The sequence below is a fragment of the Georgenia sp. Z2081 genome (assembly GCF_055326445.1).
The window spans coordinates 18530-35241 of the sequence record NZ_JBUZNK010000001.1; the positions used below are offsets into that span (position 1 = coordinate 18530).

15 protein-coding genes are annotated in these 16712 nt (G+C 71.8%); 3 read left to right on the forward strand and 12 right to left on the reverse strand.

Annotated elements, in window-relative coordinates:
- Window positions 1–119: 119 nt before the first annotated feature.
- The 8 genes from ACZLKG_RS00105 to ACZLKG_RS00140 all read right to left on the reverse strand — a co-directional run bounded on the left by ACZLKG_RS00105 (window position 120) and on the right by ACZLKG_RS00140 (window position 8702).
- Window positions 120–1211, reverse strand: a complete 1092-nt coding sequence (locus ACZLKG_RS00105) for a glycine betaine ABC transporter substrate-binding protein (protein ID WP_463647496.1) — start codon at window positions 1209–1211, stop codon at window positions 120–122.
- A gap of 61 nt (window positions 1212–1272) precedes the next feature.
- Window positions 1273–2145, reverse strand: a complete 873-nt coding sequence (locus ACZLKG_RS00110) for an ABC transporter permease (RefSeq protein ID WP_463647497.1) — start codon at window positions 2143–2145, stop codon at window positions 1273–1275.
- Window positions 2142–3464, reverse strand: coding sequence for a quaternary amine ABC transporter ATP-binding protein (locus ACZLKG_RS00115; RefSeq protein WP_463647498.1), 1323 nt, complete (start codon window positions 3462–3464; stop codon window positions 2142–2144). Before ACZLKG_RS00115 ends, ACZLKG_RS00110 begins: the two co-directional genes overlap by 4 nt.
- 347 nt (window positions 3465–3811) lie before the next feature.
- On the reverse strand, window positions 3812–4981 hold the full coding sequence (locus tag ACZLKG_RS00120) for a hypothetical protein (RefSeq protein WP_463647499.1): 1170 nt from the start codon (window positions 4979–4981) through the stop codon (window positions 3812–3814).
- A gap of 128 nt (window positions 4982–5109) precedes the next feature.
- Window positions 5110–6027, reverse strand: a complete 918-nt coding sequence (locus tag ACZLKG_RS00125) for an ABC transporter permease (RefSeq protein WP_425707177.1) — start codon at window positions 6025–6027, stop codon at window positions 5110–5112.
- On the reverse strand, window positions 6024–6809 hold the full coding sequence (locus tag ACZLKG_RS00130; RefSeq protein WP_425707178.1) for an ABC transporter ATP-binding protein: 786 nt from the start codon (window positions 6807–6809) through the stop codon (window positions 6024–6026). Before ACZLKG_RS00130 ends, ACZLKG_RS00125 begins: the two co-directional genes overlap by 4 nt.
- 222 nt (window positions 6810–7031) lie before the next feature.
- Window positions 7032–7793, reverse strand: a complete 762-nt coding sequence (locus ACZLKG_RS00135; RefSeq protein WP_463647500.1) for a hypothetical protein — start codon at window positions 7791–7793, stop codon at window positions 7032–7034.
- 27 nt (window positions 7794–7820) lie between these two features.
- Window positions 7821–8702 (reverse strand): ABC transporter ATP-binding protein, encoded by an 882-nt coding sequence (locus ACZLKG_RS00140; RefSeq protein WP_425707180.1) that lies wholly within the window; start codon window positions 8700–8702, stop codon window positions 7821–7823.
- 140 nt (window positions 8703–8842) lie between these two features.
- Here ACZLKG_RS00140 and ACZLKG_RS00145 point away from each other — a divergent pair, with 140 nt between their 5' ends.
- Genes ACZLKG_RS00145 through ACZLKG_RS00155 form a run of 3 tightly spaced genes read left to right on the forward strand, consistent with a single transcriptional unit; the run spans window position 8843 to window position 11437 of the window.
- Window positions 8843–10267: a sensor histidine kinase gene (locus tag ACZLKG_RS00145; RefSeq protein WP_463647501.1), complete on the forward strand. Its 1425-nt coding sequence runs from the start codon at window positions 8843–8845 to the stop codon at window positions 10265–10267.
- Window positions 10264–10917, forward strand: coding sequence for a response regulator (locus ACZLKG_RS00150; RefSeq protein ID WP_463647502.1), 654 nt, complete (start codon window positions 10264–10266; stop codon window positions 10915–10917). Before ACZLKG_RS00145 ends, ACZLKG_RS00150 begins: the two co-directional genes overlap by 4 nt.
- A 40-nt stretch (window positions 10918–10957) precedes the next feature.
- On the forward strand, window positions 10958–11437 hold the full coding sequence (locus tag ACZLKG_RS00155) for a hypothetical protein (RefSeq protein WP_425707183.1): 480 nt from the start codon (window positions 10958–10960) through the stop codon (window positions 11435–11437).
- Between the two features lie 10 nt (window positions 11438–11447).
- On the opposite strand, the gene ACZLKG_RS00160 is transcribed toward ACZLKG_RS00155, so the two are convergent.
- The 4 genes from ACZLKG_RS00160 to nrdI form a co-directional block, all read right to left on the reverse strand.
- Entirely contained in the window at window positions 11448–12437 is a 990-nt protein-coding gene (locus ACZLKG_RS00160) for an asparaginase (RefSeq protein ID WP_463647503.1), read from the reverse strand.
- Between the two features lie 153 nt (window positions 12438–12590).
- Window positions 12591–13799, reverse strand: a complete 1209-nt coding sequence (locus tag ACZLKG_RS00165) for an aggregation-promoting factor C-terminal-like domain-containing protein (RefSeq protein ID WP_463647504.1) — start codon at window positions 13797–13799, stop codon at window positions 12591–12593.
- 367 nt (window positions 13800–14166) lie between these two features.
- Window positions 14167–16323, reverse strand: coding sequence for a class 1b ribonucleoside-diphosphate reductase subunit alpha (nrdE, locus tag ACZLKG_RS00170; RefSeq protein ID WP_463647505.1), 2157 nt, complete (start codon window positions 16321–16323; stop codon window positions 14167–14169).
- Window positions 16308–16709, reverse strand: coding sequence for a class Ib ribonucleoside-diphosphate reductase assembly flavoprotein NrdI (gene nrdI, locus ACZLKG_RS00175; RefSeq protein WP_425707187.1), 402 nt, complete (start codon window positions 16707–16709; stop codon window positions 16308–16310). The genes nrdE and nrdI overlap by 16 nt, the downstream gene beginning before the upstream one ends.
- Window positions 16710–16712: the final 3 nt, after the last annotated feature.

A 16712-nucleotide genomic window follows, 5' to 3' on the forward strand; every position in this document is an offset into this window, starting at 1 on the left:
TTTTGGTGTGCGTTTTTGGCGGTTCCTCGCCCCCATCTTTCGGTTCGGGTTCGCCCCCCGCGTCGTGATCGTGCATGCCGGGTCGCGCCCGGCGGGGCCGCTCGAGGAGCGGCGCCCGGTCAGCTCTCGGTCTCGGCGTCCTCGGAGTCGGTCTCGGAGCCGGCACCCTCGGAGTCGGTCTCGGCACCCGCGGCGTCGGACTCGGTCTCGCCGCCGGCCTCGCCGCCGCCGCTGACGACGGAGTCGATGAAGTCGGGGTTGTCCGCGAGCCACTGCTCGACGGCCTCGTCGTTGGAGTTGCCACCCATCTCGTTGAACATGATGTTCTCGAGCTCGGCGAGGTCCTCGTCACCAAACGTGAAGCCTGCGATCCACTCGGCGACCTCCGGGAACTCCGAGGAGAACTCGGCGTTGCCGTACGTGTAGATGTCGTCCGGCTCGCCGAAGGCGCCCTCGGGGTCCTCGAGGTCGCGGATCGGGAACGCGTCGTAGGCCCAGTGCGGGCGCCACAGGGTGACGACCACGTTGTCACCGGAGTCGATCGCGGCGCTCAGCTCGGAGAGCATCGCCGTGGTCGAGGAGATGACGTACTCCATGTCCTCCAGGCCGTAGGTCGGGATGACCTCGTCCGTGGTGATGCGGGTCAGGCCGGCGCCGGGCTCGATGCCGACGATGCGGTTGCCGAACTCGTCCGCGTTGTCCGCGAGCTCGTCGAGGGACTCGATCGGGGCGTCCTCGTTCACGGCCATCGTCAGCGGCGCGTTCTCGTACCACATGCCGAGCTCTTCGAGGTCGTCGCCGTACTGCTCGATGTAGTCCGAGTGGGTGTTCGGCAGCCACGTGTCGAAGTTGAGGTCGTAGTCGCCCTGGGCGAGGCCCGTGAAGACGACGCCGGCCTCGGCGGTCTCGAGCGTGACGTCGTAGCCCTGCTCCTCGAGGATGGCCTGCCACAGGTGGGAGACGGCGATGCCCTCCTCCCAGCCGGAGTGCACGCCGATGGTGATCTCGCCGCCGGCCGAGCCGGCGTCGCCGCCGTCGCCCTCGCCGCTGTCGCCCTCGCCGCCGGCGTCGCCGCCGTCGCCCTCGGACGTGCCGGTGTCGCCGTTGTCGCCGCCGTTGTCACCCTCGTCGTCCCCGCCGCCGCAGGCGGCGAGGGTGAGTGCGAGGGCCGACACGGTGGCCGCTGTCGTCATGAATCGCTTGGTACGCATGTCTCTCCTTGTGTTCTTCGTAGGGTCGTTTCTGCGCGGGGGCGCGTGCTCGTCCGGCGCGTCAGCTACCGGCCATCCGCTTGGCGCGGTTGACCGCGCCGTGCTGGGCCAGCGATGCCGTGAGCCGGTCGAGGTACATGGCCAGGATGACCACGCCGAGCCCGGCCTCGAAGCCGAGACCGATGTCGATGCGCGTCAGCGCCTGGTAGACCTGCTGCCCGAGGCCGGGGGCCCCGACCATGCCGGAGATGACCACCATCGACAGGGCGAGCATGATCACCTGGTTGACGCCGGCCATGATGGTGGGCTGCGCGAGGGGCAGCTGAATCTGACGGAGGATCCGGCCCGGGGTGGAGCCGAACGCCTGGCCCGCCTCGACGACCTCGCTGTCGACCTGCCGGATGCCGAGCTCGGTCATGCGCACGGCGGGCGGCAGCGAGAAGATGATCGTCGCGACGATGCCCGGGACCTCGCCGACGCGGAAGAGCACCACGGCCGGGATGAGGTAGACGAACGCCGGCAGGGTCTGCATGACGTCGAGGAACGGCCGGATCGCCGCGGACGCTCGTGCACTGAGACCTGCCCAGATGCCGAGGGGGATACCGATGAGCACGGCGATGATGCTGGCCACCAGGACGAGGGCGAGCGACATCATGGCGTTCGTCCACTGGTCCATGCTGTAGATCAGCAGGAGGCCGATCAGTGAGCCCAGCGCCAGCTTCCACCCCTTCGCGAGGAAGGCGGCGGCGACGAGGATCGCCATGATCAGCCAGAACGGCGGGCTGCTGAGGGCGGTCATCAAGAGGTCGTAGGCGCCGCCGAAGACGGTCCCGATGAAGCTGAAGACGGCACTGAGCGTGCTGGTCAGCCAGTCGACGGCGGAGTTGGCCCACTCGCCGACCGGGACGCGGAAGAGCAGATCGTCGTCGTTCATCGCGTCTCCGTCTCGGTCGCGGTGGTCGTGGCGGCGTCGGTCGTGGCCGCGTGGGCGCCGCCCGTCGCGGCGTGGGCACCGCCGGCGTCGTCACCCGCCTCGTCCGGTGGGGAGAGGTCCTCCACCGACCCGCCGGCGTCCTCCAGCTCGCTGGGAACCATCGCCTCCAGGAGCGCCACGCGGGGGACGACGCCGAGAAGCCGGTCCTCGTCGTCCGTCACGGCGACGGCGAGGCGCGCCTCGGCGGCCGGTGCGAAGACGTCCGAGATCGGGGTGTCGACGTTGACCGCGCTGGTGTCCGGGTGGATGTACGGCCCGATCCTGTCCTCCTTGCGCCGCTGCGCCTCGAGGAGCTCCTCGTCGTAGACCGACCCGACGAGCCTCTGACGGCGGTCGATGACGTAGGCCGCGGAGACCTGGCTGTCCCGCAGGGTGCGCAGTGCCTCGCCGGGCCCGTAGTTCGCCCAGACCGTCGTCGTCGGCCGGGTCATCACCGAGCCGGCGGTGATGACGCGTGACCGGTCGACGTCGGCGATGAAGCGGGCGACGTACTCGTCCGCGGGGTCCGACAGGATCTTCTCGCCGGTGTCGATCTGGACGATACGGCCGTCGCGCATGACGGCGATGCGGTCGCCCAGGCGGACGGCCTCGTTGAGGTCGTGGGTGATGAAGACGATGGTCTTGCCCAGCCGGGTCTGGAGCTCGACGAGCTGGTCCTGCATCTCGCGCCGGATGAGCGGGTCGAGCGCCGAGAACGCCTCGTCCATGAGGAGGATCTCGGTGTCCGAGGCGAGGGCGCGAGCCAGGCCGACGCGCTGCTGCATGCCGCCGGAGAGCTGGGCGGGGACGGAGTCCTGCCAGCCGCCGAGACCGGTGAGCTCGACGACCTCGCGGGCGCGCTCGAGCCGCTCGGACCTGCCGACGCCCTGGATCTCCAGGCCGTACGCGGCGTTGTCGAGCACGGTGCGGTGCGGGAGGAGCGCGAAGTGCTGGAAGACCATCGAGACCTTGCGGCGGCGGATCGCCCGCAGCTCGGAGCCCGAGGCCTTCGCGATGTCGGTGCCGCCGATCTCGATGCTGCCCGTGGTCGCGGGGTGCAGCCCGTTGAGCGTGCGGATGAGCGTCGACTTGCCCGAGCCGGACAGGCCCATGACGACGAAGATCTCGCCGGGGTCGACGTCGAAGCTGGCGTCGATGACGGCGGCGGTGCCGAGGTGCTTGATCTCGTCGCGGCTGGCGCCCTTCTCGAGGCGCTCGACCGCACGACGGCCCTGTCGTCCGAAGACCTTGTAGACGTTGCGTGCACTGAGTGCGACCATCTGTCCTCCGTGATCCGAGCCTGTCCGCGGTACCTGGGGGGCGGCACGCGGTGGTCCGCTCGGTGCGCACCAGGCCTGTCGTCGTCACGAGCACGCACCTGGCCGACGCCGCTCCCCGCGAGCGGGGAGTCATGCCCAGGCCCGGTCGTCCCGTTTCCGGGCGCGGCCGAGCAGCGCTGTGACCTCACAAGAGTGGGGGTGTCCGGGGATCTTTGCAAACACCGGGATGACTCCAGAAGCTGCCCGAGAACCACGATACCCGCGGGATCACGCGGAAACATCGCCCTGCACGCGGCCCGGGCATCGTTAACCCATTGTGACCGGACGCCCGGATCCGGTGATTCTGCTCACTCGATCGGGGTGTCGGCCAGGGAGATCGAGTTGTCGATGAACTCGTTCGTGTAGAGCACGTCGGGGTCCAGCTCGTCGAACGCGACCGCACCCTCGTCCACGAGCACCGGCAGGTAGGTGTCGACAATCTCCTGCATCCGCGCCGGGTCGAACGCACCGAACGTCCCCGACGCCGGGTCGTCGTGCACGAGGTCCTCCGCCAGCTGCGTGTTCACCGAGTACTCGGCGACGCCCGCCGAGTAGGTCCACGAGAGCTGGTAGGCGTCGACGAGCTCGAGGATGAGGTCGGTCGCCGGCCCCGGGTCCGCGAGGAAGTCGATCTGTGCCTGCTGGAGCACGGGCACGAGCCGCTCGAGGCAGGGCGAGAGCTCCTCGAGCCGATCGGCGCGCACCGCGACGGGCCCCGGGTAGGTCGAGTGTCCCACCTCGGCGAGCAGGGCGCTCGCCACAGGGCGGGACCAGGGCTCGACCTCGTGCTCGTAGACGTAGGGCTCGTTGGTGAGCAGCCCCTGCTGGACAATGCTCGGGTCCGAGACGAAGCGGGCGGGCGTGCCCTCGTAGCTCGTGTCGGAGCGGGCGAGGTCGAAGCCGGTGGTCGAGGCGATGAGCGCGGGCAGCACGGTCCCGCTCGTGACCACCGTGGCGTCGGTCGCGACGATGTCCTCGATCGTCGCCGCCTCGGGGTAGGTCTCGGGGTCCCACATGAGGATCTGCGGGGAGACGGTGAGCTGGGAGGTGACCGCGACCGTCGGCTGCGCCTCGTGGTTGATGATCGCGGAGTCGGTGTTCACCGCTCCGACCGTGATGTCGTTGTCGAGGTACATGAGCGCGGCGACCGACTGGAAGCCGACGTTCGGTCCGCCCGGTCGCACCTCGATCTGCACGCCGGTGTCGACGCCGCCCGCCACGAGCGAACCGGTGACGGACTTGGCCTCGGTGTCGATCTCGTGGTCGTCGCCGACCAGGTGGTACATCGCGCCGTGCTCTGCCTGAGGCTGCCAGTCCTGCTGCATGACCACGGTCGCGGGGCAGACCTCGGCGAGGTCCAGGGCGCTGCCCGCCTCGGCCGCGGTGGCGCCGGGTGCCGGGCCGGCGGCCGCGTCGTCGTCGGTGGAGCCGCCGCCGCAGGCGGCCAGGAGCAGCGCGGTGCCGACGACGGCGACCACGGGACTCGCCCACCGTCGGCGTGCTCGCCCCGGTCGGGGGGCGTCCGACGTCGAGGTCGTACCCCGGTCGTCGGAAGTACGGGCGACGGTGCGGTGATGAGGGGACATGGGGGCTCCGGTTCTGCGGCTCATGCGCGCGGTCCGTACCAGCGGCTGATGACGAGGGAGTCGAGGATCGCGAAGAGCGCGAAGACGACGACGCCGAACAGCGCCGTGAGCGTGATGGCCGTGAACAGGGCGTCCATCTGCAGGCGCAGCGTGTAGGTGCGCAGGAGTCCGCCGATGCCGGCCGGTCCCTGCTGGAAGAAGTAGTCGCCGACCAGCGCGCCGATGACCGACAGTCCCGCGGCGGTGCGCAGGCCCGTGAACATCGACGGGACCGCGGCCGGCAGGGTGAGGTGGCGCAGCCGCTGCCAGCGGTTCGCGCGGTGCAGGGTGAACAGGTCGTGGGCGGCGCTGCCCGCCGAGCGCAGGCCGAACAGGGTCGTGGAGATCATCGGGAACAGCGCGATGATCACGCAGACGATGACGCGCGCCGGAAACCCGTACCCGAACCAGATGCCGATGAGCGGCACGAGCGCGAGGATCGGGATCGTCTGGAGGATGACCGCGTACGGGTAGAGGACCTTCTCCACCCATCCCGCGAGCGACATGAGCACGGCCCACGCCACCCCCACGACGACGGCGAACGCCAGGCCCGCCATCGCGACGACCACCGTGTTCCACAGGGCGTCGAGCATCGGGCCCATGACGCGCTCGTCGGCGAGCGCCCCCGCGTAGACCTCGTGCGGCGGCGGGAGCAGGAAGCGCTGGTCCTCGGGCAGCACCAGGTAGGAGACGAGGTACCAGATCGCGACGATCCCGGCGAGAGCGACCGCGACCGGCCAGACGGCGGAGAGCCAGGCGCCAGGTCCCGCGCCGCGCCTGCGGCCCGGCAGCGTGTCCGCTCCCCCGCCGCCGGACCCGGGCGTCGGCCGGACGACGTCGGCCTCGTCCGCGCGGGGATCCAGGGTGTCGGGGGCCTCCCGTACGACGTGGGTGCTCACGCGTTCGCCTCCAGCGCGGCGGAGACGCGGCCGGCGAATGCGGCGAACTCGGCGTCGTACCGGATCTCCGGGGGGCGCGGGTAGCCCCACGGCACCGGGAGGTCGGCGACGATCCGGCCGGGACGGCCGCTCATGACGACGACGCGGGTCGAGAGGTAGACGGCCTCGGACACGGAGTGGGTGATGAACAGGGCGGCGAACCCCGCGTCGGTGAAGAGGCGCAGGAGCTCGGTCTGCATCGTCAGGCGGGTGATCTCGTCCAGGGCGCCGAAGGGCTCGTCGAACAGCGCGAGGTCCGGGTCGCGCACGAGCGCGCGGGCCAGGGAGACGCGCATCCGCATGCCGCCGGAGAGCTCGCGGGGGAAGCGCTGCTCGGCGCCCGCGAGGCCGACGAGCTCGAGCGCGGCCAGGGCCTGACGGCGTCGTTCGGCCCGGGGCACACCGGTGAGCCGGCCCGCGAGCTCGACGTTGCCGAGCGCGGTGCGCCACTCCAGCAGCGTGGGGTCCTGGAAGACGTAGCTGATCGCGTCCGTGCGGGCGGTCAGCGTCCCGGCGGTGGGCTGCTCGAGCCCGGCGGCGAGGCGCAGGAGCGTGGACTTCCCGCAGCCCGACGGGCCGACGACCGTGACGAGCTCGCCGGGCGAGACGCTGAGGTCGACCCCGGTCAGGGCCTCGGTGCCGGTGGCGAAGGTCTTGCCGACGCCGGCGAGCGTGAGCGCCGCCGCGGACGCACCCGCGCCGGTCGTCGGTCGGGTCGGCTGGGGGGCGGCCTGTGCCGTCATGGCGGGTGCTCTCGGTCGGGATCACGGGGACAGGCGGCCGTCGGTCGGCCAGGGCCGCCCGACCCGGTTCCGCGTCACCCGTGCCCACCTCGATCAGGTGCCGCCCGGGGGCGGCTCGGGATGACGCGGGTCCCTGTCTGCCTGGGTCGAGGTTGTCCACAGCATAGGCTCGATCCCCCATCCTTCGTCGAGCGTGCGGTGGGGCGGTCACGGACAGGCGCCTCAGGTGACGTCCGCGCTGCGCACCCGCCAGAGGCCGACGACCATCGGGAGGACGATCCACAGCCCGACGTTGCTCAGCAGGTGCGGCCAGCTCGCCACCTCGCCCTGGGTGAGGTCGCCGACGGCATGGCTGAACATCACCCACGGACCGATGTCCGCCATGCGCTCGCCGAGCAGCATCTCCACCGTGTTGACGACCTGCGGTCCGGCGAGCGCCACGACGACGGCGAGCGGGGTGCTCAGTGTGGCCGCGCCCCACGCGGAACCGAGCAGCGCGTAGATGACGAGCGCGGCCGTGACCCCGGCGCACGTCCGCGCGAGGTCGGCGCCCGACCCGAGGTCGACCCCGGCGACGGCCGCGACCACGATCGCGACCGCCAGGCACAGGGCGGCCACGGCGAGGGAGACGACGAGCCCGGCGAGCACCTTCGCCGTCAGCACCCGGCCCCGGCGGTGGTCCATGGCGAAGGTGGAGACGATCGACCCCTGGCCCCACTCCGAGGTGATGAGCAGGCTCGTGAGCACGGGCAGGAGGAATGCGGCCGCGAGGGAGCCGGCCCCGAGGACGAGGCTGATCGTGGTCCCCTGCGCGCCCTCCGCGAGGAGGCCGACGACGACGAGGATCGGCGCCGCGCCGAGGGTGACGGCGGTCAGCGCTGCACCGGAGACGGTGTCGATCGACCTGCGCAGCTCGATGTGCAGGCGCCGGCGCATCGACAGGCGGTGGCCCGGGGAGACGGTGGTCGGGGCGATGGAGCTCATGTCGGGTCCTTCCGGGTGGGGCGGCGCTCAGGCCGCGGTGAGGGAGAGGAACGCGTCCTCGAGGGCGGAGCTCGCGGGGGCGAGCAGGGTGAGGGGGATGCCGGCGGCCTGCGCGGCGCGGCCGACCTCGTCGGCGCCGGCGCGGACCTCGACGCCCGCACTCGTGCTCGGCGTCTCGGCGCCGAGCGTCTCGAGCCCGGCGTCGCCCAGCGCGGCGACGAGTGCAGCCCGGTCGGCGGCGTCGACCCGGACCGATCCGGACCCGAGGAGCTCGGCGGCCGTCCCCTCCGCGCGCAGCCGGCCCGCGCCGATGACGACGTAGCGATCGGCCACCGTCTGCACCTCGGCCAGCAGGTGGGAGGACAGCAGGACGGTTCCGCCGTCGTCGGCGAAGTCGCGCAGGACGCCCCGGAACCAGCGGATGCCCTCGGGGTCGAGGCCGTTGAAGGGCTCGTCGAGGACGAGGATCCCGGGGTCGCCGGCCAGCGCCACCGCGAGGCCGAGGCGCTGGCGCATGCCGAGGGAGTACGCGCGCACGCGCCGGTCCGCGGCTCCGGTCAGCCCGACCCGCTCGAGGAGCTCTCCCGCGAGACCGGTCGGGCGATCGACCGTGAGGAGGGCGAGCCGCAGGATCTCGGCGCCGGTCCGACCGCGGTGCAGGGCGCCGGAGTCGAGCAGCTGCCCGACGACGCGGCCAGGGTTGGCGAGCGCCGTGAAGGGCTCCCCGCCGACTCTGGCAGAGCCGCCCGTGGGTCGGGCGAGCGCACAGATCATGCGCATGGTGGTGGACTTGCCCGCACCGTTCGGTCCGAGGAACGCCGTGACGGAGCCGGGCGGGGCGGTGAACGTGAGGTCGTCGACGACGCGGCGGGACCCGTAGGTCTTGGTCAGGTGCTCGGTGGTGATCATGGCGTCAGCCTCGCGAGCACGGCGGGCGGTCGCCTCGGTCGTGCGGTCGGGACCGTCTCCGACGAAGGTCGGGGGTCGATGCGGTCGGGCGCGACCGAAGGTCGGAGGGTCGGACCGGCCGGGCTCCCTAGGCTGGAGCCGTGTCCGCCCCGTCCCGCAGGGTCCCCGACCGGGCACCCGCCCGCGTCCACCGGCGCACGGCCGTCTACCTGCTGTTCGTCGCCGGCGACCACGTGGCGGGCCTCGTCCAGGGTGACCGGGCGCCCTGGCAGGACGTCACAGCCTGGGTGCTGCTGCCCGCCGTCGTGCTCGCCGTGCTGGCGCGCCGCCGATGGCCGGTGCTGCTGCCCGCGCTGGCGATCGTCGGGAAGGTGCTCACCGGGTCCTCGGTCCTGCCGCTGGCCGTGCTCTCCCTCGTGCTGCGCCGCCGGGACACGCTCACCGCGGTGGTGCTCGTGCTCGCGGCGGCCTCGGTCGCCTCCCCGTGGGCGCTCTCACCCGGTGAGCGGGCGGAGACGGTGCCCGGGTCGACCGACCACCTCGTCGACCTCGGTGCCACGGCCCTGCTCGAGGTCCTCGTGCCCGCGCTGGTCGGCGCCTACCTCGCGACCCGCAGGCGGTTGAGCGCCGAGGAGGCCGCGCACTCCGTGCTCGCGGAGCAGGCACGCAGGTCGCGCGAGCAGGAGGCGGTCCTCGCCGAGCGTCGCCGGATCGCGGCGGAGATGCACGACGCCGTCGGCCACCAGCTCGCCCTCATCAACCTGCAGGCCGGCGCGCTCGAGATCGCGCCCGGTGCCGGGGAGCAGGTGATCGAGCGTCACGCCGCGGCCATCCGTGGTGCCGCGTCGTCGGCCGCGCGCGACCTGCGCGCGATCCTCGACGTGCTGGGGGCCGACGACGCGCCGGCGGCGCTCGGCCCTCAGCCCGGTCTCGGCGACCTCGACGCACTCCTCGACGACGCGGCACGAGCCGGCGCGACGGTGCGTCGACGGATCGCGGTCGGTCCAGGCGCTGGGGCTACCGCGCGCGAGACGGGCGACGACGGCAGCACGCGCGAGGCGGATGCGGGACTCGCGCCCACGACCGCCCGCGCGGCCTACCGGATCGTGCAGGAGTCCGTGACGAACGCGCTGCGGCACGCACCGGGGGCCCCGATCGACGTCGAGGTCGGCGCGGACCCCGGTGCCGGCGTGCGTGCCACGATCTCCAACGTGGTCGCCGGGCAGGCAGGCCCCGACGGCGACGATGCGGCCGCCGGGTCCAGCATCCCGGGCCCGGTGCGCGCCGGGCTCGGGCTGCGCGGCCTGGTCGAACGCGCCCGCAGTGTCGGCGGCACGCTGGACGCGGGCCGGCGGACCGCACCCGACGGCGCACAGCTCTGGGTCGTGCACGCCCACCTGCCGTGGCGGGAGGCGGGCGAGGTCGGCGCCGACGCAGGTCGGACGGACACCGCAGCCGTTCCGCCACACGCACCCGCACCCGGACCCGGACCCGGACCCGGACCCGGACCCGGACAGGAATCAACACCGACACCGACACCGACACCGACGGAGGAGTCGTCATGATCCGGGTCCTCGTCGTCGACGACGATGCGCTCGTCCGCTCGAGCCTGGCGATGATCCTCGCCTCGGCCGACGACATCGACGTCGTCGCCGAGGCCGCCGATGGGCGCACGGGGGTCGAGGCCGCGATCGCGCACCGCCCCGACGTCGTGCTCATGGACGTGCGGATGCCCGTGCTCGACGGCATCGCGGCGACGGCGGAGATCCGCCGGGCCGTCCCCTCCGCGCAGGTGTGCGTGCTGACGACCTTCCAGCTCGACGAGTACGTGTTCGGAGCGCTGCGCGCCGGCGCGGCCGGCTTCCTCCTCAAGGACGCCGGTCCGCGACAGATCCTCGACGCGGTCCGTGCGATCGCGGGCGGCGAGGCGATCCTCTCCCCCGCGGCCACGCGCTCGCTCATCGACGCCTACGCCCCGAGCGACGACTCCGCCCAGGTCGCCGACGCCCGCCGGTCGCTCGCGATGCTCACGCCGCGAGAGCGGGAGGTGGCCGACGTCGTCGCGGAGGGTGCGTCGAACGCCGAGATCGCCACCGCGCTGCACATGTCGGAGACGACCGTGAAGTCCCACGTCACGCACATCTTCGGCAAGCTCGGCGTGGACAACCGCGTGAAGGTGGCGATCGCGGTGCGGCTGGCGGGCGGCCGGGGCTGAGCCACGCGTCGGCCGGGTCGGTCTTGTTAGCGTGACCGCCATGAGCGGACCGACACCGATCCTCATGGGCGTATACCGCTACCCAAAGATGCTCACCTCCAGGTCGGAGCCCGCCATCCTGGGGGTGCTGCCGGGGCGGGTGTGGCTCACCGGGCAGGGCGGTGTCTTCTTCGACACGGCCGCCGAGCAGATCAGCGCGAAGGTCAGCAGGACGGTCGGGCACGTCACGCTCGAGGTCGACGGCACCAGGCACATCGTCGCCGGAGTGGGTAGCGCCAAGGGCGGGCCGTTCAGCCCCGAGCAGCTCCAGGAGCTGCAGGACTCGCGGCAGGCGATCGCGGCGGACCCGACGACGCAGTCGTTGATGGCCGGGCGGGCGCTCTATGTCGGCACCGCCGGCAAGGTCGATGGCAGCTACTCCGGCGGGATCAAGTCGCTGGCCGGCGGGGAGATCGGTCAGCAGCGCGACTTCGGCGCGGCCATGCGTGAGCTGCTGACCGCGGTGGGCGTCACGCTCTGACGGTGCGGGTTCACCGTCCGCGCGCGGCGATCTCCTCGGTGATCGTGTCCGCTCCGGCGCCCGACGCGAGGAGCACGTGCAGCAGCAGCCGGGCCTTGCGGGCCGACAGCCGACCCGCCATGAGGGCGCCGCGGGCGATGAGGTCCTGCTCGGAGCCGGGGAACCCGTACAGCCGCGTCGTCGTCCCGCCGCGCAGGGTCCGGGAGGCCACGACGACGGTCACCCCGTCGGCGACGGCCTGCGAGACGAGCTCCGCCGCGGGCTCCGACACGTGGCCCACCCCGGTGCCCGCGACGACCACGCCGCGCGCCCCGGTACCGAGGACGGCCTGCAGGACGGAACCGTCGTCGTCGAAGGGGGACTCGACGAGCGGGACCGCCACCCGTCCCGACGGCGGGACCGCGAGAGCCGGGTGCCGCTCGAACGGCGACCAGCTCGGCCAGAACCGCTCCTCCACGATCACGCCGACCGGACCGGTCCCCGGCGACTCGAACGTCTCCAGTGCCGTCGAGGACACCTTGGTCACGCGCGCGGCGAGGTTGACCGTGTCGTTGAGGCAGACGAGGACACCGAGGCCGCGGGCATCTGGCGAGCCGGCGGTGACCGCGGCCGCGAGCAGGTTGGCGGGACCCTCGGCACCGGCCATCGCGGCCGACCGCATCGCGCCGGTGACGACCAGGGGCGTGTCGTGGGCCCACAGCAGGTCGAGGAGGTAGGCGGTCTCCTCGAGCGTGTCGGTGCCGTGGGTGAGCACGATCCCGTCGACGCCGGCTCGGGCCTGCGCGTCGGCCCAGCCGTGGACGCGCAGGACGTCGTCGAGTGTGAGCGAGGCGGACGGGACGTTCGTCAGCTGGTCGGCCGACACGTCGGCGACCTCGGCGAGCCCGGGTGTCGCGGCGATCAGGTCGGCGCCGGTGAGCGACACGGTCGCGCCCTGCCCCGGCTCGGAGGTGGACATCGCGATGGTCCCGCCCATCGCCCCGAGCGCCAGGTGCGTCATGCCCCCACCCTGGCACGACGTCGGGGGCCGGGTCCGCGATGCACGGACCCGGCCCCCGTCGCCGACGCCCACGACTGAGCGCGGTTCTACCTCACGACTGAGCGCGGTTCTGCCCAACCGTTGAGGGCGGTCGGTACCGACCGCCGAGCGCGGTCAGTACCAGCCGCGGGACTGGATGTGCGACCAGGCCCCGCACGGGGTGCCGTAGCGGCCGGCGATGTAGTCGTTGCCCCAGGCGATCTGGGTGGCCGGGTTCGTGCGCCAGTCGGCGCCGAAGGCCGCCATCTTCGATCCGGGCAGCGCCTGCGGGATGCCGTACGCGCCGCTGGAGGGGTTGTGCGCGCTCGGGTCCCACCGCGACTCGTAGGTGTAGACCTGGTCCAGGCAGGTCCACTGCGAACCGGTCCACCCGCGCTCGGCCGCCATCGCCCGGCCGATCTCGCGCGGCGTACCGCTCGGCTCCGGGTCCGGTGCGGGTGTGGGTGCGGGCGTCGGCGCAGGCGCTGGCCGCCGCAGCCCGAGGGAGTCGGCCGCCTGCCCGGGCTCCCAGCGCCCGACGAACGGCTGGTCGGTCGACCGGCCCCACGGGACGATCTGGTCGGCCGGGCCCGAGCTCACGGCGTTGCGCAGGTAGAAGGACGCGGTGGACGGCCGGTGGACCCCGAAGGAGTCGACGCCGTCGCCGTCCCAGTCCCCGGAGATCGCGGTGTCACCGGCGGAGCCGAAGTGGACGACCTGGTCCGCCCACCCGGAGGTGTTGCTGTTGCGGACGTGCAGCTCGATGCCACGGTGGATGGCGAGGGTGTCGATGCCGTCGCCGTTCCAGTCACCGACCAGGTAGTCGTCGGAGGCCCGCCCGTAAGACAGGGCCACCTGGGCGTGGTGCGGGCGGACGTCGTTCGACATGAGCACCTGCGAGCCGCGGTGCACCGCGAGGGTGTCGATGCCGTCGCCGTCCCAGTCGCCCACGAGGTAGTCGTCGCCCGGCCGGCCGAAGGTGACCTGGTAGTCGGCGGTGGTCGGCGTCGTCGAGTTGGAGATGTGGAAGGTGGTCCCGCGGCGCACGGCGAGCGTGTCCACGCCGTCGCCGTCCCAGTCGCCCACGTAGGCCGCGTCGCCGGCGCTGCCGTACCGGGCGGACCGGTCGCCCGAGGAGGTGCGGAAGTAGAACTGCGTCCCGTCGTCACCGATCGGTCCGCCGTGCATGGGCAGCGCTGTCGCAGCAGGAGCGCGGGCGGCGAGCGCGGCCGCGGCGGGTGCGGCCTGGGCGGTCGGGGCCGCGAAGGCTGCTCCGGCGGCAGCGGGGGCTGTGACGGCCGCGGCGGCTGCGAGCGCGAGCGTCGGCAGGGTCCTGGGGGGCATGTGAACCTCGATGCTGGGGGACAGGGGCTGCCCACCCGGCGCGAGGCGCGCCGCCGTCCCGTCGCGCGTCCGGGGGGACCCAGGCGCGACCGGTCGGATCCGCGGGCTCGCGAACTCTAGGGCGCCCGCCGTTACCCGGTCGAGACCTGCCGCACAGAAGTGAGGCATATCGCCGGAATCGGTAACACCGTCCGCGCACCCGGTACGAGGCCGGTCCACCCCTCGGGCCCGAGCCGCACCGCGCAGGCACCCGTGCCGCCCCACGTGGATCGGCCCCGGTCCGCACATGCGGACCGGGGCCGGGTACGGGGGCGGGCGACACCGGTCGGGCCTCACCCTCGCCGCGTGGCTGCGGCGTCGGAGCAGGTCAGAGCATGCAGGACACGCAGCCCTCGACCTCGGTGCCCTCGAGCGCGAGCTGGCGCAGACGGATGTAGTAGAGCGTCTTGATGCCCTTGCGCCACGCGTAGATCTGCGCCCGGTTGAGGTCGCGAGTGGTGACCGTGTCCTTGAAGAACAGCGTCAGCGACAGGCCCTGGTCGACGTGCTGAGTCGCCTCGGCGTAGGTGTCGATGATCTTCTCGGGGCCGATCTCGTACGCGTCCTCGTAGAACTCGAGGTTGTCGTTCGTCATGTAGGGCGCCGGGTAGTAGACGCGCCCGATCTTGCCCTCCTTGCGGATCTCGACCTTGGAGACGATCGGGTGGATCGACGACGTCGAGTTGTTGATGTAGGAGATCGACCCGGTCGGCGGCACGGCCTGGAGGTTCTGGTTGTACATCCCGTGCTGCTGGACCGACTCCTTGAGCGCCGTCCAGTCCGCCTGCGTGGGGATCGCGACGCCGGCCTCCTCGAACAGCTCGCGGACGCGCTGCGTGCGCGGCTCCCACACCTGGTCGGTGTACTTGTCGAAGTACTTACCCGTGGCGTAGTCGGAGCGCTCGAAGCCGTCGAACGTCACGCCCCGCTCACGAGCGATCGCGTTCGACGCCCGCACGGCGTGGTACGTCACCGTGAGGAAGTAGATGTTGGTGAAGTCCAGCCCCTCCTCGGACCCGTAGTGGATCCGCTCGCGGGCGAGGAAGCCGTGCAGGTTCATCTGCCCCAGGCCGATCGCGTGCGACATGTCGTTGCCGCGCTCGATCGAGGGGACCGAGGAGATGTTCGACGCGTCGGAGACCGCCGTCAGCGCCCGGATCGCGGTGCTGATCGTCTTGCCGAAGTCCGGCGAGTCCATCGTCTTCGCGATGTTGAGCGACCCGAGGTTGCAGGAGATGTCCTTGCCCACCTCGTCGTACGAGAGGTCCTCGTTGAAGGTCGACGGCGAGGAGACCTGGAGGATCTCCGAGCACAGGTTCGACATGCTGATCCGGCCGTCGATCGGGTTGGCGCGGTTGACCGTGTCCTCGAACACGATGTACGGGTAGCCCGACTCGAACTGGATCTCCGCGAGCGTGGTGAAGAACTGGCGCGCGTTGATCTTCGTCTTGCGGATCCTGCCGTCCTCGACCATCTCGCGGTACTTCTCCGAGACCGAGATCTCGGAGAACGGCACCCCGTAGACCCGCTCGACGTCGTACGGCGAGAACAGGTACATGTCCTCGTTCGTCTTGGCCAGATCGAACGTGATGTCCGGGACGACGACGCCGAGGGACAGCGTCTTGATGCGGATCTTCTCGTCCGCGTTCTCCCGCTTGGTGTCGAGGAACCTGAGGATGTCCGGGTGGTGGGCGTTGAGGTACACCGCGCCGGCTCCCTGACGCGCACCGAGCTGGTTCGCGTACGAGAAGGAGTCCTCGAGGAGCTTCATCACGGGGATGACGCCCGAGGACTGGTTCTGGATCTTCTTGATCGGCGCGCCCGACTCGCGGATGTTCGTCAGGGACAGCGCCACGCCGCCGCCGCGCTTGGACAGCTGCAGCGAGGAGTTGATGCCGCGGGCGATCGACTCCATGTTGTCCTCCACCCGCAGGAGGAAGCACGAGACGAGCTCGCCGCGCTGCGCCTTGCCGGCGTTGAGGAACGTCGGCGTGGCGGGCTGGAACCGGCCGGCGAGCATCTCGTCGACCATGTCGCGGGCCGCCTGCTCCTTGCCGGCCGCCAGGGTGAGGGCGACCATGACGACCCGGTCCTCGAACCGCTCGAGGTAGCGGCTGCCGTCGAACGTCTTGAGCGTGTAGGACGTGTAGTACTTGAACGCGCCGAGGAACGTCTCGAACCGGAACTTCCGCGACCACGCCTGGTCCCACAGGCTCTCGAGGAACTCGTGGCTGTACTGCGCGAGCACCTCGCCCTCGTAGTAGCCCTCGGTGACGAGGTGGTCGAGCTTCTCGCGCAGGTCGTGGAAGAAGACCGTGTTCTTGTTGACGTGCTGCAGGAAGTACTGGCGCGCCGCCTGACGGTCGGCGTCGAACTGGATCTTGCCGTCGGCGTCGTAGAGGTTGAGCATCGCGTTGAGCGCGTGGTAGTCGAGCTCCGGCGACGACAGAGCCTCCAACCCGGTGTCGGTCAGCGTGGTGGCCACAGGGCGTTCAGTCCTTCCTTGACCCGGGCGACGTCGTGCGGCGTGCCCAGGAGCTCGAATCGGTACATGTGCGGGACGCGACACTTGGCGGAGACGATGTCCCCCGCCAGTCCGTACGCCGACCCGAAGTTGAGGTTGCCCGCGGAGACGACCCCGCGGATGAGAGAGCGGTTGTGCTCGTCGTTGAGGAAGTGGATGACCTGCTTGGGCACCGCACCCTTCCCGTTCCCGCCCCCGTAGGTGGGGACCACGAGCACGTACTCCTCGTCGACGCGCAGGTGCGGCTCGGTCCGGCGCAGCGGGATCCGCTCCGCCGGCACGCCGAGCTTGTCGACGAACCGGTGGGTGGTGTTGGTGACGGACGAGAAGTAGACGACGCGAGCCACGCC